This is a genomic window from Kitasatospora sp. NBC_01250 (assembly GCF_036226465.1).
In the GTDB taxonomy this organism is placed as follows: Bacteria; Actinomycetota; Actinomycetes; order Streptomycetales; family Streptomycetaceae; genus Kitasatospora.
Genome location: NZ_CP108476.1, coordinates 3,749,237 through 3,772,263, shown reverse-complemented (window position 1 = coordinate 3,772,263; position 23,027 = coordinate 3,749,237). Strand labels below are relative to the sequence as shown.

The following is a 23,027-nucleotide window of genomic DNA, read 5'->3' as shown; positions in this document are numbered from 1 at the left end:
AGGAGATGTGGGCGGAGCTGCTCCCGGTGGGCCGCTCCGCCTCCTCCGGCGGCTACCGCCGGCACGCCTGGAACGCCGCCGACGCCGAGTGCCGGGCCTGGTTCGAGGAGCAGGCCCGCTCCCGCGGCCTGGCCTACGAGCTGGACCGCAACGGCAACCAGTGGGCCTGGCTGGGCGATCCGCAGGGCGAGGGGGCGATCGTCACCGGCTCGCACCTGGACTCGGTGCCGGACGGCGGTGCCTTCGACGGCCCGCTCGGCGTCGTCTCCTCCTTCGCCGCGCTGGACGGACTGCGCGACCGCGGGGCCGAGTTCAGCAAGCCGCTGGCGATCGTCAACTTCGGTGACGAGGAGGGCGCGCGGTTCGGCGTGGCCTGCGTGGGGTCCCGGCTCAGTGCCGGGCTGCTGACCCCGGAGCAGGCCCGGGAGCTGCGCGACGCGAACGGCGTGCGGCTGCCCGACGCGATGGAGCGGGCCGGGCAGGACCCGGACGCGATCGGTGCCGACGCCGAGCGGCTGGCCCGGATCGGCGCCTTCGTGGAGCTGCACGTCGAGCAGGGCCGGTACCTGGCCGAGGACCAGCCGGTCGGGGTGGCCGGGGCGATCTGGCCGCACGGCCGCTGGCGCTTCGACTTCCACGGCGAGGCCAACCACGCGGGCACCACCCGCCTGGACGACCGGCACGACCCGATGCTCACCTACGCCACCACGGTGCTGGCCGCCCGTAAGAAGGCCCGGCAGGCCGGTGCGCTGGCCACCTTCGGCAAGATCGCCGTGGAGCCGAACGGCACCAATGCGATCGCCTCCCTGGTCCGCGGCTGGCTGGACTCCCGGGCGGCGGACGAGGCCACCCTGGACGAGCTGGTGGCGGCGATCGCGCAGGCCGCCGCCGAGCGCGGCGAGCGCGACGGCGTGAAGGTCGAGCTGGTGCGCGAGTCGTACACCCCGGTGGTGGACTTCGACGTCCCGCTGCGCGACCGGCTGGTCGGCGCGCTCGGCGGGGTCCCGGTGCTGCCCACCGGCGCGGGACACGACGCGGGGATCCTGGCATCGGCGGTGCCGACCGCCATGCTGTTCGTACGGAACCCGAGCGGCGTCTCGCACTCCCCGGCCGAGCACGCCGAGGTGGCCGACTGCCTCACGGGAGTGGCGGCACTCACGGACGTCCTGGAGGACCTGGCATGTCAGTGACGCAGACCCCGGCGGCACCGCCGGCGGTGGCACAGCGGTACTGGGCCGAGCAGGCCTGGCTGCCGCACGTGAACGGCCCGGTGGTGGAGCGGTCCGTGCTGATCGAGGTGGCCGCCGACGGGCGGATCACCAAGGTCACCCCGGACAGCGGCCCCTGCCCGCCGCAGGCCGTCCGGCTGGCCGGGCTGACGGTGCCGGGCCAGGCCAACGCCCACTCGCACGCCTTCCACCGCGCGCTGCGCGGCCGGGTGCAGGTCGGCTCCGGCACCTTCTGGACCTGGCGCGACACCATGTACCGGTTCGCCGCCGCGCTCGACCCGGACAGCTACCTGGAGCTCGCCACCGCCGTCTACGCCGAGATGGCGCTGGCCGGGATCACGGCCGTCGGCGAGTTCCACTACCTGCACCACGCACCGGGCGGCGCCCGCTACGCCGACCCGAACGCGATGGGGGAGGCGCTGATCGAGGCCGCCGCACGGGCCGGCATCCGGATCACCCTGCTCGACACCTGCTACCTCTCCTCCGGCTTCGGTGCCGAGCTGACCAAGCCCCAGCTGCGCTTCGGCGACGGCGACGCGCTGGCCTGGGCCGAGCGCGCGGATGCGCTCAAGCCCCGCGAGCACGCCCGGATCGGCGCCGCGATCCACTCGGTGCGCGCGGTGCCGGCCGAGCAGCTGAGCACGGTCGCGCACTGGTCGTCGATGCGCAAGGCGCCGCTGCACGTGCACCTCTCCGAGCAGACCGCGGAGAACGACGCCTGCCTGACCGCGCACGGCGTCACCCCCACCCGGCTGCTCGCCGACCACGGCGTGCTCGGGCCGCGGACCAGCGCGGTGCACGCCACCCACCTGACCGAGGAGGACATCAAGCTGCTCACCGACTCCTCCACGGTGATCTGCATGTGCCCGACCACCGAGCGGGACCTGGCCGACGGCATCGGCCCGGCCCGTCAACTGGCCAGCGGCGGCTGCCCGGTGACCCTGGGCAGCGACAGCCACGCGGTGATCGACCCGTTCGAGGAGGCGCGCGCACTGGAGCTCAACGAGCGGCTGCGCACCCGCACCCGCGGCCACTGGACGGCGGGCGCGCTGCTGCGGGCCGGCACCGAGGACGGGCACGCCTCGCTCGGCTGGCCGGAGGCGGGCCGGATCGAGGTGGGGGCGCTGGCCGACTTCACCGTGCTGGCGCTGGACTCGGTGCGCACCGCGGGCCCCGATCCGCACCTGGGCGCCGAGACCGCCGTCTTCGCCGCCTCGGCGGCCGACGTGCGGCACGTGGTGGTCGGCGGCCGGCGGGTCGTCGCCGACGGCGTGCACCAGAGCATCGCCGACGTCCCCGGCGCGCTGCACCGCGCGATCACCGCGCTGCTTCCCTGAGAGCGCCCGCCCGTGGCGGACCCTCTTGAACTCCGGAAAGGCTCATGACCAGCACCCTGATCAGCAACATCGGCACCCTGGTCACCAACGACCCGTCACACCCCGGCCTGCTCGGCCTGATCGAGCAGGCCGCCGTGGTGATCGACGGCTCGGTGATCACCTGGACCGGACCCAGCGCCGACGCCCCCGCGGCCGACCAGCACGTGGACGCGGCCGGGCGGGCCCTGCTGCCCGGCTTCGTCGACTCGCACGCCCACCTGGTCTTCGCGGGCGACCGGACCGCCGAGTTCAACGCCCGGATGTCCGGCCAGGCCTACACCGCGGGCGGCATCCGCACCACGGTGGCCGCCACCCGGGCCGCCTCGGACGCCGAACTCGACGCCAACCTGGCCCGCTTCGTGCGCGAGGCGCTGCGCCAGGGCACGACCACCATCGAGTGCAAGTCCGGCTACGGCCTGACCGTCGAGGACGAGGCCCGGGCGCTGCGGATCGCCGCCGACCACACCCCGGAGACCACCTACCTGGGGGCCCACGTGGTCGCCCCGGAGTACGCCGACGACCCCGCGGGCTACGTCGACCTGGTCACCGGCCCGATGCTGGACGCCTGCGCCCCGCACGCCCGCTGGGTGGACGTCTTCTGCGAGAACGGTGCCTTCGACGGCGACCAGGCGCGGGCGATCCTGACCGCGGGCGTCGAGCGGGGCCTGACCCCGCGGGTGCACGCCAACCAGCTCTCCTACGGGCCCGGCGTGCAGCTGGCGGTCGAGCTGGGCGCCGCCTCGGCCGACCACTGCACCCACCTGACGGACGCGGACGTGGCGGCACTGGCCGGCTCCGGCACGGTCGCCACCCTGCTGCCCGGCGCGGAGTTCTCCACCCGCGCCCCCTATCCCGACGCGCGCCGACTGCTGGACGCGGGCGCCACCGTGGCGCTGTCCACCGACTGCAACCCGGGCTCCAGCTTCACCAGCTCGATGGCCTTCTGCATCGCGGTGGCCGTGCGCGAGATGGGCATGACCCCGGACGAGGCGGTGCACGCCGCCACCGCCGGCGGCGCGCGCGCCCTGCGCCGCACCGACGTCGGCCGGATCGCCCCGGGCGTCCGCGCGGACCTGCTCCTGTTGGACGCCCCCTCCCCGGTCCACCTCGCCTACCGCCCGGGCGTCCCGCTCACCGCCGCGGTCTGGCGCGCCGGCGTCCGGGAGCTGTGACGCGCGCCTGACGCCGCAAGGGCCGGTACCCGTGAGACGGGTACCGGCCCTTGCGGTCGGTGCGGGTGGATCAGGTCAGTGGACGTCGCCCATGAGCCTGATCACGTTCTTGCGGTACATCACCAGCGCGATACCGGCGATGATCGCCGCCACGCCCTGGGAGGCGAAGTACCAGGTGCTGCCGGTGGCGTTGCCCAGGCCCAGCTGGATCACGGCCGCCACGCAGTCACCGGCGGTGACGGCGAGGAACCAGATGCCCATCATCTGGCTGGCGTACTTGGCCGGTGCCAGCTTGGTGGTGACGGACAGGCCGACCGGGGACAGGGCCAGCTCGCCGACGGTCTGGACCAGGTAGACCAGCGCCAGCCAGAGCGGGGTGACCTTGTGGCCGCCGGCCGCCGCGGCCATCGCCAGCATCATCACCAGGAACGAGGCGCCGATCAGCAGCAGGCCGATGGCGAACTTCATCGTGGTGCTCGGGTTCTTGGCCCGGCGGGCCAGCCAGACCCAGAGCCAGGCGAAGACCGGGGCCAGCGCCATGATGTAGAGCGGGTTCAGCGACTGGAACCAGCTGGAGGGGAAGCTCGCCCCGAAGATCGACAGCTTGGTGTTCTGGTCGGCGAAGACGCTCAGCGTGGAGCCGGACTGGTCGTAGATCATCCAGAACACGGCGGCGACCACGAAGAACCAGATGTAGCCGCGGATCTTGGAGTGGTCGGTGGGGCTGAGGTCCTTGTCCCGCTTGATCCGGGCGAAGACGACCACCGGGATCGCGATGCCCGCGATCGACAGCGGCCAGACCGCCCAGTTGATGCTGAAGTTGCCAGTCAGCACCACGACGCCGTAGAAGACCACGGCCGCGGCCAGCCACAGGCCGGCCTTGCGCAGCAGCGCACCGCGCTCGGTGTCGGACATCGGCGAGGCCACCACGCTGCTCTGCGCGCTGAGGTGGCGCGAGCCCAGCAGGTACTGGCCCAGGCCCAGCGCCATGCCGATGCCGGCCAGCGCGAAGCCGAGGTGCCAGTCGACGCTCTGGCCGACGGTGCCGATCACCAGCGGAGCCGCGAAGGCGCCGAGGTTGATGCCCATGTAGAAGATGGTGAAGCCACCATCGCGACGCGGGTCGTTCGGGCCCTCGTACAGGTGGCCGACCATCGTGGAGATGTTGGCCTTCAGCAGGCCGGAGCCCACCGCGATGAAGACCAGGCCCAGGAAGAAGGAGCCCTCGAAGGGCACGGCCAGCAGGAAGTGGCCGATCATGATGATCCCGCCGCCGAGCGCGACGGTCTTGCGGGCGCCGAGGAAGCGGTCCGCGATCCAGCCGCCGGGCAGGGCGAGCAGGTAGACCATGGCGTTGTAAACGCTGTAGATCGCGGTGGCCAGGGCCACCTTCATGCCGAGTCCGCCATGGGCCGTGGAGGCCGTCATGTAGAGGACCAGCAGGGCCCGCATCCCGTAGAAGCTGAAACGCTCCCAGGTCTCGGTCATGAAGAGGGTGGCGAGTCCGCGGGGGTGCCCGAAGAAGGTCTTGCCGCCGGAAGGAGAGACCGGCTTGAGGCCGGCGTCCAGGGTGGTGGGTGACGCCATGAGTCGTTGTTCCTTGCCTGACTGTCTGGGACACCGCCGCGCCGTGGGGGTGAGGCGCAGCGGGTCCGAGTGCCGCGGCGCCCCTGCTCGCTGCTCGAACAGGGGCGGACCGCAGTGCACGACATGGGGACCGGACCACTGTACGTCGCGAAATTCCACGACATGGGTGGACAAAAGCATTCAATTCAATAACGGGCCTTCGAAGGCCCGTTCGCCCTGGATGTGAGAATCGATGGTAAGGCAGGATTCGTTCCTTCGAAGCCATGGTCGAAGTGGAGATTCTGCGGCGGCTCCGGGCGTGGGAGCGTAGGTACGGCAGCCACCCGGGCCCGGCGCGCCGACTACCTACTGTGAAGTAGTTCACAACCCCGCGAGCGGTCGCGCGCCACCACCGCGCCCGACGGGACTGATCGCGGGGCCCCGGGCGGACTACGATTCGCAGCATGACCTGTGTGCTGCTCGCCGAGGACGACCCGGCTATCTCGGAACCGCTGGCCCGTGCCCTGCGCCGTGAGGGCTACGAGGTGCTCGTCCGCGAGGACGGCCCGTCGGCGCTCGAGGCGGGGCTGGAGGAGGAGGTCGACCTGGTCGTCCTCGACCTGGGCCTGCCGCAGATGGACGGCCTGGAGGTCTGCCGCCGGCTGCGCGCCGACGGCAAGAGCTGCCCGGTGCTGGTGCTCACCGCCCGCGCCGACGAGGTGGACACCGTGGTCGGCCTGGACGCCGGCGCCGACGACTACGTCACCAAGCCGTTCCGGCTGGCCGAGCTGCTCGCCCGGGTCCGGGCGCTGCTGCGGCGCGGCAACGTGGACTCGCTGTCCACCGGCGCGCACGGCGTGCGGATCGACATCGAGTCGCACCGCGCCTGGGTCGGCGAGGAGGAACTGACCCTCTCCGCGAAGGAGTTCGAGCTGCTGCGGGTGCTGGTGCGGGACGCCGGGCGGGTGGTGACCCGTGAGGACATCATGCGCCAGGTCTGGGACACCACGTGGTGGACCTCGACCAAGACGCTCGACATGCACATCTCCTGGCTGCGCAAGAAGCTCGGCGACGACGCGACCAACCCGCGCTACATCGCCACCGTGCGCGGCGTGGGCTTCCGCTTCGAGAAGAACTAGGTCCGGGGCACCACCGCGTGAAACGCAGGATGATCAACTCGCTGCTGGGTGTGGTCCTGGTGGTGGTCGTGGTGTTCTGCGTACCGCTCGCACTGGTGGAGAAGCAGAGCATCATCGACACCGCCAACGAGCGGGCCGATGCCGCCGCCGTGCGGCTGCTCGGCCTGGTGGAGACCAGGCTGGCGGCCCACGAGCCGGTGACCGGGGAGCGGATCGGCAGCCAGGTCGTCGACGGCTACTACGCCGAGATCCAGGTCCCGGACCAGCCGCTGATCACCATCGGGAGCAGGCCCGCGGGCGACGACCCGGTGCGGGCCACCGAATCCGGCGCCAGCGGCGAGACGGTGACCGTGGAGCAGTCCCGCTCGGAGGTCGACCGGGAGATCGGCCACATGCTGCTGCTGCTCGGCCTGGTCGCGCTGCTGGCCGTGCAGGCCGCGGTCGCGCTCGCGGTCTGGCAGGCCCGCCGGCTGGCCCGGCCGCTCACCGACCTGGTGGAGACCGCCGAGCGGCTCGGCTCCGGCGATCCGCGCCCGCGCGACCGGCGCTACGGGGTGGCCGAGCTGGACCGGGTGGCCGAGGTGCTGGACGCCAGCGCCGAGCGGATCGGCCGGATGCTCACCGCCGAACGCCGGCTGGCCGCCGACGCCTCGCACCAGCTGCGCACCCCGCTCACCGCGCTCTCCATGCGGCTGGAGGAGATCACCGCGCTGGCCCACCAGCCCGAGACGGTGCGGGAGGAGGCCAGCATCGCGCTCCAGCAGGTCGAGCGGCTCACCGACGTGGTCCAGCGGCTGCTCACCAACCAGCGCGACACGCACGGGCCGTCCGCCGGCGGGTTCGAACTGGACGAGGTGATCCGCCAGCAGCGCGAGGAGTGGGCGGCCACCATGCGCGGTGCCGGGCGGCGGCTGGTGACCGAGGGGCTGGCCGGGGTGGTCGCGCTCGGCACCCCGGGCACCGTCTCCCAGGTGCTGGCCACGCTGATCGAGAACTCGCTGATGCACGGCGCCGGCACGGTCACGCTGCGGGTGCGGCCGTCCAGCAGCTCGGTGGTGGTCGAGGTCCAGGACGAGGGCCCCGGGGTGCCGGCCGAGCTGGGCAACCGGGTCTTCGAACGGACGGTCAGCGGGCGCAACTCCACCGGCATCGGCCTGGCGGTGGCCCGCGACCTCGCGGAGGCGGACGGCGGGCGGCTGGAGCTGCTGTCGCTGCGGCCGCCGGTGTTCGCCCTGTTCCTCAACCGCCCGACGGTCGGCTGAAACCGCCCGACGGTCGGCTGACCATCGGGCGGGGGGTTCGCCGGGGGGTGCTCGCCCGGGCTTCGTGCGGGGGCTTCGCGCTACTTGATGTAGGCCGCGTCCTCGGCGGCCAGGATCCGCTCGGCCTGCGCCACCACCGGCTGGTCCGCGAGCTGCTCGTGCTCGGCCAGCTCCGGCATCGCCTTGAAGACCCAGGTGCGGTAGGAGAAGAAGCGGAACAGCGTGGCCACGGCGGTGCCGGCCACCTTGGAGGCGTTGTAGGCCACCGTGCCGGTCATGGCCAGGGTGTAGGTGGTGAACCAGACCGCGCCGTTCTCGATCAGCAGGCCGATCCCGCTGAAGAGCAGGAAGAGCGTGATCTCGCGGCGGCGCGAGGCCGCGTCGCTGTCCCGGTAGACCCAGTAGCGGTAGCCGAGGTAGTTGGCGAGGATCGCCACCACGGTGCCGATCACCGAGCAGCGCACCGGCGCCCAGTGGGTGGCGTGGATCACGGCGTTGGAGACGCCGAAGTTGACCACGATGCCGACCAGGCCGACGACCGCGAACTTCAGCACCTCACCGGAGGCGCCCCGCAGTCGCTGGATCAGGGAGGGGCGCGGAGCGCTGTGCTTCGTCATCCGTCAGGTCTCCTGTGTGCCTGTTCTGAGTGGCTGTCCCCGGGGCCGTTGCCAACGGGCAGACGGCCGCGGGCACATGATCACAACAGTGCCCCGTCTGGGTCAGGCCATCCAGGCTACCGGCTCCCGACGGCGGCACTCGCGCGCGAGCTCGTCCCGGGGCTTCCCGCCGACCGGGGACGCCCCGCCCGCAGTGGCCGCGCACCCGGTTTGAGCGGCCCGGATATCCTGGCAGCGTGACTCTCCCGGGCAGTGCAAAATTTCCAACGGTAGGCATGGTCGGCGGCGGGCAGTTGGCCCGCATGGCACACCAGTCGGGCATCCCCTTGGGGATCCGGTTCAAGCTCCTCGCCGACACCCCGCAGGACTCCGCCTCCCAGGTGGTGGCCGACACCGTGTTCGGCGACTACCGGGACCTGGAGACGCTGCGCCGCTTCGCCGCCGACTGCGACGTGGTCACCTTCGACCACGAGCACGTCCCCACCGAACACCTGCGGGCCCTGCAGGCCGACGGCATCGCCGTGCGGCCGGGCCCCGAGGCACTGGTCAACGCCCAGGACAAGGGCGTGATGCGGGCCAAGCTGGACTCCATCGGGGTGCCCTGCCCGCGCCACCGCCTGGTCGCGGACCCGGCCGACGTCACCGCCTTCGCGGGCGAGGGCGAGGGGTACCCGGTGGTCCTCAAGACGGTGCGCGGCGGCTACGACGGCAAGGGCGTCTGGGTGGTCGCCGACGAGGAGCAGGCGCGCGCGCCGTTCCTGGCCGGCGTCCCGGTGCTCGCCGAGGAGAAGGTCGACTTCGTCCGCGAGCTGGCCGCGAATGTGGTGCGCTCGCCCAGCGGGCAGGCGGTCGCCTACCCGGTGGTGGAGAGCCTGCAGGAGAACGGGGTCTGCGCCGAGGTCACCGCGCCCGCCCCGGACCTGGACCCCGCGCTCGCGAACGAGGCCCAGGAGCTGGCCCTGCGGATCGCCGGCGAGCTGGACATCACCGGCCACCTGGCGGTCGAGCTGTTCCAGACCCGCGACGGCCGGATCCTGGTCAACGAGCTCGCCATGCGCCCGCACAACTCCGGCCACTGGTCGATCGACGGCGCGGTCACCTCGCAGTTCGAGAACCACCTGCGCGCGGTGCTCGACCTGCCGCTCGGCGACCCGCGCCCGCGGGCCCGGTGGACCGTGATGGTCAACGTGCTCGGCGGCGACTACCCCGACATGTACCACGCTTTCCTGCACTGCATGGCCCGTGACCCGGGCCTGCGGATCCACATGTACGGCAAGGACGTGAAGCCCGGCCGCAAGGTCGGTCACGTCACCGTCTTCGGGGACGACCTCGACGACGTGCGCGAGCGGGCGCGTCACGCGGCCGCGTACCTGAGAGGGACCATCACCGAATGAGCAGCTCCTCCCCTGTCGTCGGCATCGCCATGGGCTCCGACTCCGACTGGTCGGTGATGGAGGCCGCCGCCCAGGCGCTCGACGAGTTCGAGGTGCCCTACGAGGTCAACGTGCTGTCCGCGCACCGGATGCCGCGCGAGATGATCGGCTACGGCGAGCAGGCCCACCGGCGCGGCCTGAAGGCGATCATCGCCGGGGCCGGCGGCGCCGCCCACCTGCCGGGCATGCTCGCCTCGGTGACCCCGCTGCCGGTGATCGGCGTCCCGGTGCCGCTGCGCTACCTGGACGGCATGGACAGCCTGCTCTCCATCGTCCAGATGCCGGCCGGCGTGCCGGTGGCCACCGTCTCGGTGGCCGGTGCGCGCAACGCGGGCCTGCTGGCGGTGCGCATGGTCGCCGCCTTCGACCCGGAACTCACCGAGAAGATGGTCGACTTCCAGGCCGAGCTGAACGCCCAGGCCACCGAGAAGGGCAAGAAGCTGCGCGCCAAGGTGGCCGGTTCGACCTCCTTCGGCTTCAGCCGGTAGAGGATGGGGGTCATGACGACCCCTGAACTGCTCGACCGCGCCCGTACGCTGCTCGCCACCGCCCCCGTGGTGGACGGCCACAACGACCTGCCGTGGGCGATGCGCAAGCAGGCCGGCTACGACCTGGACGCCATCGACCTGGCCGCCGACCAGCGCAGCCGCCTGCACACCGACCTCGACCGGCTGCGCGCCGGCGGGGTCGGTGGGCAGTTCTGGTCGGTCTACGTCTCCGCCGACCACACGGGCGACGACGCGGTCAGCGCCACGCTGGAGCAGATCGACTTCGTGCGGGCGCTGGTCGACCGGTTCCCCGACCGGCTGCGGCTGGCCCTGACGGCCGCCGACATGGAGGCCGCCCGGGCCGAGGGCAAGGTCGCCTCGCTGATGGGCGCCGAGGGCGGGCACAGCATCAACTGCTCGCTGGCCACCCTGCGTGCCCTGCACCAGCTGGGCGTGCGGTACATGACGCTCACGCACAACAGCAACGTGCCCTGGGCGGACTCGGCCACCGACGAGCCGGCGGCCGGCGGTCTGACCCGGTTCGGCGAGGAGGTCGTGCGGGAGATGAACCGGGTCGGCATGCTGGTCGACCTCTCGCACACCTCGCCCGACACCATGCGCGCCGCGCTGCGGGTCAGCCGGGCGCCGGTGATCTTCTCGCACTCCTCCTCGCGCGCGGTGCACGACCACCCGCGCAACATCCCCGACGACGTGCTCGCCCAGCTGCCCGCCAACGGGGGGGTGGCGATGGTCACCTTCGTCCCGCAGTTCATCTCGCCCGAGGCCCGCGCCTGGACCGACCGGGCCTCCGAGGAGCTGGCCAAGCACGGCTTCCACCACCTCGCGCACACGCCCGAGGCGATGAAGGTGCTGCGCGAGCTGGAGGCCCGCGATCCGCGCCCGATCACCACCGCGGCCACCGTCGCCGACCACCTGGACCACATGCGCGAGGTGGCCGGCATCGACCACCTCGGCGTGGGCGGCGACTTCGACGGGGTCGCCTTCACCCCGGCGGGCCTGGACGACGTGGCGGGCTACCCCAACCTGATCGCCGAACTGCTCGGCCGCCACTGGTCCGAGGCCGACCTGTCCAAGCTCACCTGGGGCAACGCGGTGCGGGTGCTGGGCGCCGCCGAGTCGGTCGCCGCCGAGCTGCGCGCCACCCGCGGGCCGTCGATCGCCACTATCGCCCAGCTGGACGGCTGAGAGCGGTCAGAGCAACGGGATCTCGATCGCCGGGCAGCGGTCCATGACCATCCGCAGCCCGGCCTTCGTGGTCCGCTCGTAGGCCGCCTCGTCGATCACGTCGAGCTGGAACCAGACCGCCCCGGCGCCCTTGGCCACCGCCTGGTCGGCCACCTCGCCGGCCAGCGAGCTGTTCACGAAGACGTCGACCACGTCGACGTCGAACGGGATGTCGGCCAGGGTGGCGTACCCCTGCTCGCCGAGCACCGTCTCGGCCTTGGGGTGCACCGGCACGATCCGCTTGCCGTAGCGCTGCAGGACCTGGGCCACGCCGTAGGCGGCGCGGCGGGTGTTGGTGGACAGGCCCACCACCGCCCAGGTGTCCCCGGTGGCGGTGAGGATCTCGCGGACGGTCGCCTTGTCGCGGAAGTCGGTCATGAGAGGTCCAACACCGCGACGGGATCCGCGATTCCTAGTGCCGCGTCAGGCAACTTTTGCGCGACGGGGCGAAGGTTGCCTGACGCGGCACTAGCTCGGCCGGCCCATCGCCCGGTAGGTCCAGCCCGCCGCGCGCCAGCGCGGGGCGTCCAGCACGTTGCGCCCGTCCAGCAGCCGGCGTTCGGCGACGACCTCGCCCAGCGCCACCGGGTCCAGCTCGCGGAACTCCTGCCACTCCGTCAGGTGCAGCACCACGTGAGCCCCGACGGCCGCCTCGCTCGCCGAGACGGCGTAGGAGAGCGAGGGGAACATCTTGCGGGCGTTGTCCATCGCCTTGGGGTCGTAGACGGTCACCTGGGCGCCCTGGAGCTGGATCTGGGCGGCCACGTTGAGCGCGGGGGAGTCGCGGATGTCGTCCGAGTTCGGCTTGAAGGCGGCGCCGAGCACGGCCACCCGGCGGTCCAGGAAGCCACCGCCGCACTGCTCGCGGGCCAGCTCCACCATCCGCGAGCGGCGGCGCATGTTGATCGAGTCGACCTCGCGCAGGAAGGTCAGCGCCTGGTCGGCGCCGAGCTCGCCGGCCCGGGCCATGAAGGCCCGGATGTCCTTGGGCAGGCAGCCGCCGCCGAAGCCGAGTCCGGCGTTGAGGAACCGGCCGCCGATCCGCTCGTCGTAGGAGAGCGCCTTGGCGAGCAGCGTGACGTCGGCGCCCGCGCTCTCGCAGACCTCGGCCATCGCGTTGATGAAGGAGATCTTGGTGGCCAGGAAGGAGTTGGCCGCGGCCTTGACCAGCTCGGCGGTGGGGTAGTCGGTGATCACCATCGGCACGCCGTCGGCCAGCGGGGTCGCGTACACCTCGCGCAGCAGTTCCTCGGCGCGGCCGCCCTCGCGCACGCCGACCACGATCCGGTCGGGGTGCAGGGTGTCGCCGACCGCGAAGCCCTCGCGCAGGAACTCGGGGTTCCAGGCCAGCTCGATGCCCTCGCCGGCCGGGGCCAGCGCCTGCAGCCGCTCGGCCAGCCGGCCCGCGCTGCCGACCGGCACGGTGGACTTGCCGACCACCAGCGCGGGGCGCCCCAGGTGCGGGGCGAGCGCGTCCACCGCGAGCTCGACGTAGGACATGTCGGCGGCGAACTCGCCCTTCTTCTGCGGAGTGTTGACGCAGATGAAGTGGACGTCGGCGAACTCGCCGACCTCCTGGGGCGAGGAGGTGAAGCGCAGCCGGCCGGTCGAGCCGGGGTGCCCGGCGACGTGCTTGACCAGCAGCTCGGAGAGTCCGGGCTCGTACATCGGCACCTGGCCGGCCGCCAGCGAGGCGAGCTTGTCCGGGTCGATGTCCATCCCGAGGACCTCGAAGCCCAGCTCGGCGAGGCAGGCCGCGTGCGTGGCACCGAGATAGCCGGTACCGATCACCGAGATGCGCAGGGCCACGGGGCTTCCCCTTCACGGGCCGCCGGATCAGAACCGGCGAAGGACAGGAGTGAGGTGCAGCCACCGATGGTATCGGGCGCTCGGCATGTCATCGACGTCACGTCTGGTCATCACGCCGGCCAGGCCTAGAATGGGGATCTACTGAACAGTAACTAACGTCGTTTCGCAAAGGGGCAGCAGACCATGGCTGGCAATGCCGATTTCGACCTCTTCCGCATCTCGGAGGAGCACGAGATGCTCCGCGAGACGGTTCGAGCGCTCGCCGAGGCCAAGATCGCCCCGTTCGCGGCCGACGTGGACGAGCACGGCCGGTTCCCGCAGGAGGCGCGCGACGCCCTGGAGGCGAACGACCTGCACGCGGTGCACGTCCCCGAGGAGTACGGCGGCGCCGGTGCCGACGCGCTGGCCACCGTGATCGTGATCGAGGAGGTCGCCCGGGTCTGCGCTTCCTCCTCGCTGATCCCGGCCGTCAACAAGCTCGGCTCGCTGCCGGTGCAGCTGTCCGGCTCCGAGGAGCTGAAGCAGAAGTACCTGGGAGCGCTCTCCCGGGGCGAGGGCATGTTCTCCTACTGCCTCTCCGAGCCGGACGCCGGTTCGGACGCGGCGGGCATGAAGACCCGCGCGGTGCGCGACGGTGACTTCTGGGTGCTCAACGGCGTCAAGCGGTGGATCACCAACGCGGGCGTCTCGGAGTTCTACACCGTCATGGCGGTCACCGACCCCGAGAAGCGCTCCAAGGGCATCTCGGCCTTCGTGGTGGAGAAGGGTGACGAGGGCGTCTCCTTCGGTGCCCCCGAGAAGAAGCTGGGCATCAAGGGCTCGCCGACCCGCGAGGTCTACCTGGACAACGTCCGGATCCCGGCCGACCGCATGATCGGCGCCGAGGGCACCGGCTTCGCCACCGCGATGAAGACCCTGGACCACACCCGGATCACCATCGCCGCCCAGGCGCTGGGCATCGCCCAGGGCGCGCTCGACTACGCCGCCGGCTACGTCAAGGAGCGCAAGCAGTTCGGCAAGCCGATCGGCGACTTCCAGGGCATCCAGTTCATGCTCGCCGACATGGCGATGAAGCTGGAGGCCGCCCGCCAGCTCACCTACGCCGCCGCGGCGAAGTCGCAGCGCGTCGATGCCGACCTGACCTTCTTCGGTGCGGCGGCCAAGTGCTTCGCCTCGGACGTCGCGATGGAGGTCACCACCGACGCCGTCCAGCTGCTCGGCGGCTACGGCTACACCCGTGACTACCCGGTGGAGCGGATGATGCGCGACGCCAAGATCACCCAGATCTACGAGGGCACCAACCAGGTCCAGCGGATCGTGATGGCCCGCAACCTGCCGAGCGCCTGACCACGGCCCGACCACCGGGCACCCGACAGCCCCCCGCGCCCCGTCCGGCGCGGGGGGCTGTTGCGTGCCGGACGACCGCTTGTTACGCAGCCGCGACACCGGGACGCGAACTGAACGGCGGGTGAGGGCGTGATGAGAGACGTACTGATCAACACCACCCGTTGGGGGAGTCATGAGGTTGCGCAAGGCGATGGCGGTCGCGGTCACCACGATCGCGCTGGGGCTGGGTGCGGTCGCGTGCAACGACGAGGTACCGGCGACCTCCGCGGCCAGTGCGCCCGCCGCCTCGCACACGCCGGTACCCGCCGGCGCGTCGAGCACCGGTGCGGGGGCGAGGACGAGCGCCAAGCCCGGCATCCCGGCCGGCACCGCCAAGCCGACCGCCGACGCCTCCTCCCGCTGCCACACCGGGGACCTGACGGTGGACGTCCAGCTCCAGCCGTCCTCGATCCTGCCCGACTCGGCGATGGTGTTGGTGACCAACAAGAGCTCGCGCACCTGCACCGTCTACGGCTACCTCGGCTACGGCGGCCTGCGGGCCGACAACAGCCCGATGGTGGTCAAGACCAACCGGGTCGCCTACCCGGGCGCGCCGATGGCCACCACCCTGAAGCCCGGTGACAGCGCCTTCGCCGGCCTGAAGTGGTCCTCCTGCGACAAGGCCGACCCGAACTGCAACGTGCTGGCCGGGCTCACCGTCACCCCGCCGGACGAGACCACCCAGGTCACCGCCAACGTGCTGAGCGTGGACGGCAAGCCGGTGGACCAGTTGCTGGTCTCCGCCGCCGGGTTCACCGTCGGCTCGCTGCAGCCGACCCACGAGGGCGTCGACTTCACCTCCTGACGCCCGCGGCGCGGCGCCGCACCCCGCGAGCCCTCCCGCCCCTGACCGGGGCGGGAGGGCTTCGTCATGCCTCCTGCGAGCGGCCCGGCTACCACTAAAGAGGCATCAGGGAATGGCCTGCCACTGGCTCCGGTTGAGCCCGGCGAATGTCGCCGACGACCTCGGTGGTGAATATCTGGAACGACCCTCCGAAATGTGACGTCCTATTCTCCCGAAGTTGCGACAGTGCCCCTGGTGGCCAGTCGTACCAAGGGTTGCTGGGCATCATATTCCCGGATCAGATACCACCTTCGGGCCATCGGAAGGGGTACCGAGGAGGAATTCTCCGAGCGCGCCTCGCCGGATAATCTCGATGACGTGAAGAAGGGCCCCGGAATTCGGGGTTCCACCGGATTTCCCCAGCCGAAAGCCTCCCGAAAGGCAGCCAGTCCCATGGCGCTCACCCAGAACCAGACGCGCGGAGCGCGGGCCGCGGAGGTCACGCCGCCCGCCGCCGGCATCTCCAAGGGCATGGTGACGCTCTTCGCCGCCACCGCCGGCCTCTCGGCCGCCAACACCTACTACGCGCAGCCGCTCCTCACCTCGATCGCCCAGACCTTCCACGTCGGCAGCGGCGCGGCCTCCTGGGTGGTCACCGCCGGGCCGATCGGCTACGCGCTCGGGCTGGCCTTCCTCGTCCCGCTGGGCGACATGGTCAACCGGCGCAAGCTCGTCGTCGCGATGCTCGGCGTGGTGGCGGTTTTCCAGCTGCTGGCCGCGGCCGCCCCCTCGCTCGGGGTGCTGATCGTGGCCGAGATCGTGGCGGCCGTCGTCTCCACCGTCTCCCCGCTGATGGTCTCCTTCGCGGCCAACCTGGCGGCACCCGAACAACGCGGCCGGGTCACCGGAAGCGTGATGAGCGGGGTGCTGCTCGGCGTCCTGCTGGCCCGCACCGCCGGCGGCGTAATCGCCGAGTTCGGCGGCTGGCGGCTGGTCTACGTGGTGGACGCCGTGGTGGTGGCCGTCCTGGCGATCGCCCTGCTCAAGCTGCTGCCCAGCAGCCAGGCCGCGGGCGAGAAGCTCGGCTACGGCAAGCTGCTCGGTTCGGCCGTCTCGCTGCTGCGCGAGGAGAAGGTGCTGCGGCTGCGCACCGCCTACGGCTTCTTCTCCCAGGCCGGCTTCCAGGTGCTGTGGACCTCGCTGGCCTTCCTGCTGGCCAAGTCGCCCTACCACTACAACGAGGGCGTGATCGGCCTGTTCGGCTTCGCCGGGCTGGTCGGCGCGATCGCCGCGCGGCTGGTGGGCCGGCTGGCCGACCGGGGCAAGGAGAGCGTGGCCACCGGTCTGCTGCTCAGCTCGGTGCTGATCAGCTGGGGCCTGATGGTGCTGCACGGCGGCAGCTGGCTGATCGCGATCCTGGCCGGCATCGTCGTCCTCGACTTCGGCGTCCAGGGCATGCAGGTGATGAACCTCAGCATCATCTACCGGCTGCGCCCCGAGGCCCGCTCCCGCCTGACCACCGCGTACATGACCCTCTACCTGGTCGGCGGTATCGCCGGCTCGGCGGGCTCCGGCTGGGCGTACGCCTCGTACGGCTGGACCGGGGTGAGCGTGATCGGCGCGGTCTTCGCCGGGCTCGCGCTGCTCATGTGGGTGGCGGCCGAGGCGGCCAGCAAGCAGCGCCGGATCGCCTACAACCCGCCGCAGCAGCTGACCAGCTGACTCCCGGCCCCCGAACGGCCCTTGAGCACACACACCGACCAGCAGGCAGGAGAGCCGCGATGACCCCCTCCCACCCCGATCACACCGACATCGTCATCGGTGCCGGATCGACCGGCGCGGTCATCGCGGCCCGGCTGTCCGAGCACGCCGACCGCAGGGTCCTGCTGATCGAGGCGGGGCCGGACTACCCGGACCCGGCCGAGCTGCCCGCCCCGCTGCGCAACGGCCTCTACCCCGCGATCGGCACCCACGACTGGGGCTACACCGCCGAGGCGGTGCCGGGCCGCACGATCGGGTTCCCGCGCGGCAAGGTGGTCGGCGGCACCTCGGCGATCAACGTCTCGCTGGCCATGCGGCCCGAGCCGCTGGACTTCGAGGCCTGGACCAAGGTCGGCAACGAGGGCTGGACCTGGGAGGACGTCCTCCCGTACTACGTGAAGCTGGAGGACGACCAGGACTTCGGCGACCAGCCGGTCCCCGAGGGCCGGCCCCGGCTGCACGGCGCGGGCGGCCCGATCCCCATCTGGCGCTGGCAGGACGCCCAGCTGACGCCCCAGCAGAAGGCGCTCCAGGAGGCGGCCAAGCGGCTCGGCTTCCCCGAGGTGGCCGACCACAACGCCCCCGGCGCGCTCGGCGTGGGCCCGCTGCCGCAGAACCTGGTGGACGGGCAGCGGATCTCCACCGCGATCGGCTACCTGGCCGCGGCCCGCAGCCGCCCCAACCTGACCATCCGGGCGAACACCACGGTGGACCGGATCCTCTTCGAGGGCACCCGGGCGGTGGGGGTGCGGGTGGTCACCGACGGGGTGGCCGAGGAGCTGTACGCCGACCGGATCACGCTGTCGGCCGGCACCGTGGCCACCCCCGCGATCCTGCTGCGCTCGGGCATCGGGGCACCGGAGCGGCTCGCCGTGCTGGGGGTCGCGCCGGTGGCCGAACTGCCGGGCGTCGGTGAGAACTTCCTCGACCACTGCACCAACCTGCTGTCGCTGCAGCTGCGTCCGGGCGTCTACGACGAGGCGACGCCGGTGACCCAGATGCTGCTGCAGTTCACCGCCCCGGGCTCCGCGGAGTTCGCGGACATGCAGCTCTACGTCTTCAGCCACGTCGACCTGAACGGCTACGGCTCCTGGGTCAAGGAGCCGCTCGGCACCGACCGGGCGATGATGTTCTCGGTCGGCCTGGAGCTGCCGCGCTCGGTGGGCCACGTGACCATCGACTCGACCGACCCCGAGGCCAAGCCGATCGTGGTCGCCAACTACCTGCAGGACCCGGAGGATCTGCGCAAGATGCGCGAAGGCCTGCGGCTGTGCTGGGAGTTGGCGCGCCAGCCGGAGTTCCGGCTGCTGACCACGGGGAACATCTGGCCCGGCGCCGAGGTGCTGCGAAGTGACGAAGTGCTGGACGAGTTCCTGCAGAAGACGGTCATCACGCACTTCCACCCGGTCGGCACGGCGAAGATGGGACCGGCCGACGATCCGACCGCGGTGGTGGACGACCGGTGCCGGGTGCACGGCACCACCAACCTGCGGGTCGCCGACGCCTCGGTGATGCCCGTGATGGTCCGCTCGAACACCAACCTGACCTGCATCATGATCGGCGAGCGGGTCGCCGACTGGCTTCTGGACGAAACGAACTGACGTTACGTCAGATCTCAGAAGTGCGGCACGCACCACAGAGCTCCAACCCACCTTTTCGCAAGAGAGGCATTCCGATGAGCCTGAACGGCAAGCGCGTGGTCCTGATCGGCGGCACCTCCGGGATCGGCTTCGCCGCCGCCACGTTGGCCGCGGCCGAGGGCGCGTCCGTGGTGGTCGCGTCCAGCAAGCAGGACCGGGTGGACGCCGCGGTCAAGCGGCTCGGGGGCGACGCCGAGGGCCACCGGCTCGACGTCACCGACGAGGCCCGGATCCGCGACTTCTTCGCCACCGTCGGCGAGTTCGACCACCTGGTCTACACCGCCGGCGACGCCCTGCTGATGAAGGGCCTGGCCGAGATCACCGCGGCCGAGGCCAAGGCCTTCTTCGACATCCGCTACTGGGGTGCCTTCCTCAGCGCCAAGTTCGGCGCCCCGGGCATCCGGGCGGGCGGCTCGATCGTGCTCAGCTCCGGCAGCGTCGCCACCCGCCCGGCGCCGGGCACCGCGGTCGCGGCCGGCAGCACGGCGGCCGCCGAGTCGCTGGCCCGCGCGCTCGCGGTCGAGCTCGGTCCTGCGGTGCGGGTCAACGCGGTGCGTCCGGGCCCGGCCAGGACCGAGATGTGGGGCGCCAGCGTGCCGGACCCGCAGGCCATCTACGACACCTTCGGTCCGCACCTGCTGACCAAGCGCGTCGCCGAGCCCGAGGAGATCGCGCAGGCGTACATCTTCCTGCTGAACAACGCCTTCACCACCGGCACCGTGCTGACCGTCGACGGCGGCCACGTGCTGGTCTGAGGGCCGCCCACGGCGGCACCGAACGCGGCACGGCCCGGGAGTGCGACTCCCGGGCCGTGCTCGCTGCGGGCGGTGGATCAGAAGGCCGGCACCGCGGTGTCGTTCTTGATCGCGTCGAAGACCTGCTTGGACTTGGCCGGGTCCCACTTGACCGCCGACTCGCCGGTGCTGGTGTGGTAGTCCGCGTTGCCGATCGGGATCGTGATGCTCTTGCCGTCGCCGCTGCTGACCGTGCGCATCGCCTCGAAGAGGGTGGCCAGGTCGGTCAGGCCGGTGTTGTTGTCGACGATCAGGGTGTCCAGGCCCGAGCCGATCAGCGGGTAGAGCTCGAAGGGGTTGAGCAGCGTGGCCGGCGAGGCCGCCTGGTGGGCCAGCGCGGAGAGGAACTTCTGCTGGTTGCGCATCCGGCCCAGGTCCTGGTCGGCCATCTGGTGGCGCTGGCGCACGAAGGCCAGCGACTGCGTCCCGTTCAGGGTCTGGCAGCCGGCCTTCAGGTTCAGCCCGGAGTCGGTGTCCTGGATGTCCTTGTCGATGCACATGTGCACGCCGCCCACCGCGTCCACGATGCCGACGAACCCGGCGAAGCCCACCTCGGCGTAGTGGTCGATGTGGATGCCGGTGTTCAACTCCACGGTGCGCACCAGCAGTTCGCCGCCGCCGTTGTTGAAGGCCGAGTTGATCTTGGAGGTGGTGGCGGCGATGGTCCGGCCGCTGCCCGAGGTGTCCTGGTGGGCCGGGATCGGCACCCAGGAGTCACGCGGGATGCTCATCAGCGTGTTCCCGTGGTCGCCGATGTGCAGGATCATCATCGAGTCGCTGCGCTTGCCGTCGTCCGAGCCGGTGTGCATGTCCTGCTTCTGCGCGGCGGTCAGACCGTCCCGGCTGTCCGAGCCGACGATCAGCCAGTTGGAGCCCTTGCCCGCCGCCGGGCGCCCCGGGTAGTCGGCGAGCACGTTCTGGTGCTGCAGCTTCGAGTCGGCCCAGAAGTAGGTGCCCACACCGGTGACCAGCACCGCCAGCACCACCCCGAGCACGGCGTACTTGATCTTGCGGCGGCGCGGCCAGCGCTTGCGGGCCTGCGGCACCGGGCCGCCCGGGCCGCCGGCGCCACCGGGACCGGCCGGTCCGGCGGGCTGCCGCAGCGGCTGCCCCGGCACCTGGGGCGGGCGCTGCCCGGACTGCTGGGCCTGGGCGGGCCGGGGCGCCGGCGGGCGCCGTCCGGCGGGTGCGCCCGGGGCGCGCGGCGAGAGACCGGGCGGCAGCGGCGGCTCGGCGCCGCCACCGGCCGCACCGTCTTGGCCGCCGTACCCACTGCCACCGCCGCTCGGGCGGCCCTGCTGCCACGTGTTCATGCTGTCGAGAATGCCCGATCGATTCGCCCCGAAGCCGACTCGTGCCCTCCTGCGGGTCGCTTGTAGCAGAGTTGATGCAGGCGCGGGACGCTCCCGGCGCACGGGGGCCCGGGAAGCACGCCCGGCGGTCGAGACGAACCTTGACCGCCCGGAAGAGCGCGTGTTTGCATGAGAACCATGGACCAGAGCCCGAGTCTCACGCGTCGGCGGCACGTCGACCTGCAGCGTGTCTCCGGCTCGCTCTGTCGTCCCCGTGCCCGCGGCTGACCACCCGCCGCCCCCGCCACCCTTCACCAGGCCCCCCTCGGCCGGATCTCGCGTGCCGCCCCCCGGGGTGCTCCCGTCGCAGCTGTGCCACCCGCCCGCCCGGTCGCACCGTCACGCCGCCGCACCCTCGCGGCCCGGCCGCGTCCCGGCTGCCCACCTCCCGCGTGCCCGCCCCGCCGCTCGCCCGCGGCAACCCTGAGGTTGTGAATCCATGGCCACCGTCCTCGCCGTCTCCGGCTCCCCGTCCCCGACCTCCCGCACCACCCGCCTGCTGCGCCACGTCGGCGCCCACCTCGCCGCCGAGGGGCACCGGGTGCTGCCGCTCGACGTCCGCGAGCTGCCCGCCGAGCCGCTGCTGGCCGGCGACACCCGGCATCCGGAGATAGCCCGCGCCCTGGAGCTGGTCGAGGGGGCGGACGGCCTGGTGATCGGCACGCCCGTCTACAAGGCCGCCTACTCCGGCCTGCTGAAGGCCCTGCTGGACGTGCTGCCGCAGTACGCGCTGGCCGGCAAGACCGTGCTCCCGCTGGCCACCGGCGGCTCCACGGCCCACGTGCTGGCCGTGGACTACGCGCTGCGCCCGGTGCTCTCCTCGATGGGCGCGAGCCACATCACCCAGGGCTGGTTCGTGCTGGACCGGCACATCTCGGTGCGCGAGGACGGCGTCACGGTGGTCGAGCGCGAGACCGACGTGCTGCTGCGCCCGGTGGTCGACGCGTTCGCCGCCGCGCTGCGCCCGCGGGCCGAGCCGGCGCTGCTCGCGCGCCCCTGAGAGAGCCTCCCCGGACCCCTAGGGGACCCGCTCCGGGACCCGTACAACTCTGGTCGTCCAGCGTCCTCCCGCCGGATGACGAGGGCTCTGACCTCATGCCCTAGGTTGATTTCATCGGCTCGGCCCCTGCTGTCAAGGGGGCCGGGCTCGGGGGAACAACGACCTAGGAGCCAGACGTGACGACTGCATCTGCAGCCGTGCAGACTTCCGAGAACCCGGGCGGCCGGCCCACGAGCGCCGCCAGCGCGCGGCAGGTGACCAAGGCCTACGGCGCGGGCGAGACCCGGGTCACCGCCCTGGACGCGGTGGACGTGGACATCGAGCGCGGCCGGTTCACGGCGATCATGGGGCCCTCCGGCTCCGGCAAGTCCACGCTGATGCACTGCCTGGCCGGTCTCGACACGGTCAGCCAGGGGCGGATCTGGATCGGTGACACCGAGGTCACCGGGCTGAAGGACAAGCAGCTCACCCGCCTGCGGCGGGACAAGATCGGCTTCATCTTCCAGGCCTTCAACCTGCTTCCGACGCTCAACGCGCTGGAGAACATCACCCTCCCGATGGACATAGCCGGGCGCAAGCCCGACCAGGCCTGGCTCGACCAGGTCGTCAGCACCGTCGGTCTGGGCGAGCGCCTCAAGCACCGGCCGACCCAGCTCTCCGGCGGCCAGCAGCAGCGCGTCGCGGTGGCCCGGGCCCTGGCCGCCCGGCCGGAGATCATCTTCGGTGACGAGCCCACCGGAAACCTCGACTCCCGCTCCGGCTCCGAGGTCCTGACCTTCCTGCGACGCTCGGTGGACGAGCTGGCGCAGACCATCGTGATGGTCACCCACGACCCGGTGGCCGCGAGCTACGCGGACCGGGTGCTCTTCCTGGCCGACGGCCGCATCGTCGACGAGATGCACGCCCCGACCGCCGACTCCGTCCTCGAGCGCATGCGCCGTTTCGACGGCAAGCGCACCAGCTGAGCCGGGGCC

The 23,027-nt window shown here is 71.9% G+C and carries 21 protein-coding genes; 16 read left to right on the top strand and 5 right to left on the bottom strand.

Annotation, left to right across the window (positions count from 1 at the left end; translation table 11 throughout):
• Positions 1-5 precede the first annotated feature (5 nt).
• Genes OG500_RS15320 through hutI form a run of 3 tightly spaced genes read left to right on the top strand, consistent with a single transcriptional unit; the run spans position 6 to position 3,777 of the window.
• The gene (locus OG500_RS15320) at positions 6-1,190 is read left to right on the top strand and encodes an allantoate amidohydrolase (RefSeq protein WP_329587590.1); all 1,185 of its coding nucleotides are present in this window, start codon (positions 6-8) and stop codon (positions 1,188-1,190) included.
• Positions 1,181-2,566, top strand: coding sequence for a formimidoylglutamate deiminase (locus OG500_RS15315; protein ID WP_329580686.1), 1,386 nt, complete (start codon positions 1,181-1,183; stop codon positions 2,564-2,566). The genes OG500_RS15320 and OG500_RS15315 overlap by 10 nt, the downstream gene beginning before the upstream one ends.
• A 44-nt stretch (positions 2,567-2,610) precedes the next feature.
• Positions 2,611-3,777 carry an imidazolonepropionase gene (hutI, locus tag OG500_RS15310; RefSeq protein WP_327067231.1) on the top strand — a complete coding sequence of 389 codons (1,167 nt, stop codon included), beginning with the start codon at positions 2,611-2,613 and terminating at the stop codon, positions 3,775-3,777.
• Positions 3,778-3,852: 75 nt separating this feature from the next.
• Here hutI and OG500_RS15305 read toward each other — a convergent pair whose 3' ends face one another.
• A complete protein-coding gene (locus tag OG500_RS15305) occupies positions 3,853-5,364 on the bottom strand; it encodes a peptide MFS transporter (protein ID WP_327067230.1) in 1,512 nt (503 codons plus the stop codon).
• A 443-nt stretch (positions 5,365-5,807) separates the two neighbouring features.
• On the opposite strand from OG500_RS15305, the gene OG500_RS15300 reads away from it, so the two are divergent.
• Complete coding sequence (locus OG500_RS15300; protein ID WP_035848478.1) at positions 5,808-6,482, top strand: response regulator transcription factor; 675 nt, start codon at positions 5,808-5,810, stop codon at positions 6,480-6,482.
• 17 nt (positions 6,483-6,499) lie between these two features.
• Entirely contained in the window at positions 6,500-7,744 is a 1,245-nt protein-coding gene (locus OG500_RS15295) for an ATP-binding protein (RefSeq protein WP_327067229.1), read from the top strand.
• An 80-nt stretch (positions 7,745-7,824) separates the two neighbouring features.
• Here the strand turns inward: OG500_RS15295 and OG500_RS15290 are convergent, their stop codons facing one another.
• Entirely contained in the window at positions 7,825-8,361 is a 537-nt protein-coding gene (locus tag OG500_RS15290; RefSeq protein WP_327067228.1) for a GtrA family protein, read from the bottom strand.
• A 236-nt stretch (positions 8,362-8,597) separates the two neighbouring features.
• Here OG500_RS15290 and OG500_RS15285 point away from each other — a divergent pair, with 236 nt between their 5' ends.
• Genes OG500_RS15285 through OG500_RS15275 form a run of 3 tightly spaced genes read left to right on the top strand, consistent with a single transcriptional unit; the run spans position 8,598 to position 11,488 of the window.
• Positions 8,598-9,755 (top strand): 5-(carboxyamino)imidazole ribonucleotide synthase, encoded by a 1,158-nt coding sequence (locus tag OG500_RS15285; RefSeq protein WP_327067227.1) that lies wholly within the window; start codon positions 8,598-8,600, stop codon positions 9,753-9,755.
• Positions 9,752-10,282, top strand: coding sequence for a 5-(carboxyamino)imidazole ribonucleotide mutase (gene purE / locus OG500_RS15280; RefSeq protein WP_327067226.1), 531 nt, complete (start codon positions 9,752-9,754; stop codon positions 10,280-10,282). Before OG500_RS15285 ends, purE begins: the two co-directional genes overlap by 4 nt.
• Before the next feature lie 12 nt (positions 10,283-10,294).
• Entirely contained in the window at positions 10,295-11,488 is a 1,194-nt protein-coding gene (locus OG500_RS15275) for a dipeptidase (RefSeq protein ID WP_327067225.1), read from the top strand.
• A 6-nt stretch (positions 11,489-11,494) separates the two neighbouring features.
• On the opposite strand, the gene OG500_RS15270 is transcribed toward OG500_RS15275, so the two are convergent.
• Both OG500_RS15270 and OG500_RS15265 read right to left on the bottom strand, forming a co-directional pair.
• Positions 11,495-11,905: a CoA-binding protein gene (locus OG500_RS15270; RefSeq protein WP_327067224.1), complete on the bottom strand. Its 411-nt coding sequence runs from the start codon at positions 11,903-11,905 to the stop codon at positions 11,495-11,497.
• Between the two features lie 90 nt (positions 11,906-11,995).
• Positions 11,996-13,336, bottom strand: coding sequence for a UDP-glucose dehydrogenase family protein (locus tag OG500_RS15265; RefSeq protein ID WP_329580675.1), 1,341 nt, complete (start codon positions 13,334-13,336; stop codon positions 11,996-11,998).
• Between the two features lie 183 nt (positions 13,337-13,519).
• Between OG500_RS15265 and OG500_RS15260 the strand changes: the two genes are divergently transcribed.
• From OG500_RS15260 to OG500_RS15240, 5 genes are all read left to right on the top strand, one after another.
• Positions 13,520-14,683 (top strand): acyl-CoA dehydrogenase family protein, encoded by a 1,164-nt coding sequence (locus tag OG500_RS15260; protein ID WP_329580674.1) that lies wholly within the window; start codon positions 13,520-13,522, stop codon positions 14,681-14,683.
• Between the two features lie 172 nt (positions 14,684-14,855).
• Entirely contained in the window at positions 14,856-15,527 is a 672-nt protein-coding gene (locus tag OG500_RS15255; RefSeq protein WP_329580671.1) for a DUF4232 domain-containing protein, read from the top strand.
• 432 nt (positions 15,528-15,959) lie between these two features.
• Positions 15,960-17,228, top strand: coding sequence for an MFS transporter (locus tag OG500_RS15250; protein WP_327067220.1), 1,269 nt, complete (start codon positions 15,960-15,962; stop codon positions 17,226-17,228).
• Between the two features lie 59 nt (positions 17,229-17,287).
• The gene (locus OG500_RS15245; protein WP_329580667.1) at positions 17,288-18,868 is read left to right on the top strand and encodes a GMC family oxidoreductase; all 1,581 of its coding nucleotides are present in this window, start codon (positions 17,288-17,290) and stop codon (positions 18,866-18,868) included.
• A gap of 74 nt (positions 18,869-18,942) precedes the next feature.
• Complete coding sequence (locus OG500_RS15240; protein WP_327067218.1) at positions 18,943-19,662, top strand: SDR family oxidoreductase; 720 nt, start codon at positions 18,943-18,945, stop codon at positions 19,660-19,662.
• 77 nt (positions 19,663-19,739) lie between these two features.
• Here OG500_RS15240 and OG500_RS15235 read toward each other — a convergent pair whose 3' ends face one another.
• Positions 19,740-21,014 (bottom strand): LCP family protein, encoded by a 1,275-nt coding sequence (locus OG500_RS15235; RefSeq protein WP_329580664.1) that lies wholly within the window; start codon positions 21,012-21,014, stop codon positions 19,740-19,742.
• Positions 21,015-21,182: 168 nt separating this feature from the next.
• Here OG500_RS15235 and OG500_RS38190 point away from each other — a divergent pair, with 168 nt between their 5' ends.
• From OG500_RS38190 to OG500_RS15225, 3 genes are all read left to right on the top strand, one after another.
• Complete coding sequence (locus OG500_RS38190; RefSeq protein ID WP_442789171.1) at positions 21,183-21,281, top strand: putative leader peptide; 99 nt, start codon at positions 21,183-21,185, stop codon at positions 21,279-21,281.
• A 211-nt stretch (positions 21,282-21,492) separates the two neighbouring features.
• Positions 21,493-22,053, top strand: coding sequence for an NADPH-dependent FMN reductase (gene ssuE / locus OG500_RS15230; protein ID WP_327067216.1), 561 nt, complete (start codon positions 21,493-21,495; stop codon positions 22,051-22,053).
• A gap of 176 nt (positions 22,054-22,229) precedes the next feature.
• Positions 22,230-23,018: an ABC transporter ATP-binding protein gene (locus tag OG500_RS15225; RefSeq protein ID WP_327067215.1), complete on the top strand. Its 789-nt coding sequence runs from the start codon at positions 22,230-22,232 to the stop codon at positions 23,016-23,018.
• Positions 23,019-23,027: the final 9 nt, after the last annotated feature.

Bases quoted from the DNA above. Each gene is read 5' to 3' on its own strand.
- OG500_RS38190 (WP_442789171.1), top strand. From the start codon at position 21,183: ATGAGAACCATGGACCAGAGCCCGAGTCTCACGCGTCGGCGGCACGTC.
- OG500_RS15245 (WP_329580667.1), top strand. From the start codon at position 17,288: ATGACCCCCTCCCACCCCGATCACACCGACATCGTCATCGGTGCCGGA.
- hutI (WP_327067231.1), top strand. From the start codon at position 2,611: ATGACCAGCACCCTGATCAGCAACATCGGCACCCTGGTCACCAACGAC.
- OG500_RS15300 (WP_035848478.1), top strand. From the start codon at position 5,808: ATGACCTGTGTGCTGCTCGCCGAGGACGACCCGGCTATCTCGGAACCG.
- ssuE (WP_327067216.1), top strand. From the start codon at position 21,493: ATGGCCACCGTCCTCGCCGTCTCCGGCTCCCCGTCCCCGACCTCCCGC.
- OG500_RS15320 (WP_329587590.1), top strand. From the start codon at position 6: ATGTGGGCGGAGCTGCTCCCGGTGGGCCGCTCCGCCTCCTCCGGCGGC.
- OG500_RS15240 (WP_327067218.1), top strand. From the start codon at position 18,943: ATGAGCCTGAACGGCAAGCGCGTGGTCCTGATCGGCGGCACCTCCGGG.
- OG500_RS15315 (WP_329580686.1), top strand. From the start codon at position 1,181: ATGTCAGTGACGCAGACCCCGGCGGCACCGCCGGCGGTGGCACAGCGG.
- OG500_RS15250 (WP_327067220.1), top strand. From the start codon at position 15,960: ATGGCGCTCACCCAGAACCAGACGCGCGGAGCGCGGGCCGCGGAGGTC.
- OG500_RS15235 (WP_329580664.1), bottom strand. From the start codon at position 21,014: ATGAACACGTGGCAGCAGGGCCGCCCGAGCGGCGGTGGCAGTGGGTAC.
- OG500_RS15275 (WP_327067225.1), top strand. From the start codon at position 10,295: ATGACGACCCCTGAACTGCTCGACCGCGCCCGTACGCTGCTCGCCACC.
- OG500_RS15270 (WP_327067224.1), bottom strand. From the start codon at position 11,905: ATGACCGACTTCCGCGACAAGGCGACCGTCCGCGAGATCCTCACCGCC.
- purE (WP_327067226.1), top strand. From the start codon at position 9,752: ATGAGCAGCTCCTCCCCTGTCGTCGGCATCGCCATGGGCTCCGACTCC.
- OG500_RS15255 (WP_329580671.1), top strand. From the start codon at position 14,856: ATGAGGTTGCGCAAGGCGATGGCGGTCGCGGTCACCACGATCGCGCTG.
- OG500_RS15290 (WP_327067228.1), bottom strand. From the start codon at position 8,361: ATGACGAAGCACAGCGCTCCGCGCCCCTCCCTGATCCAGCGACTGCGG.
- OG500_RS15260 (WP_329580674.1), top strand. From the start codon at position 13,520: ATGGCTGGCAATGCCGATTTCGACCTCTTCCGCATCTCGGAGGAGCAC.
- OG500_RS15305 (WP_327067230.1), bottom strand. From the start codon at position 5,364: ATGGCGTCACCCACCACCCTGGACGCCGGCCTCAAGCCGGTCTCTCCT.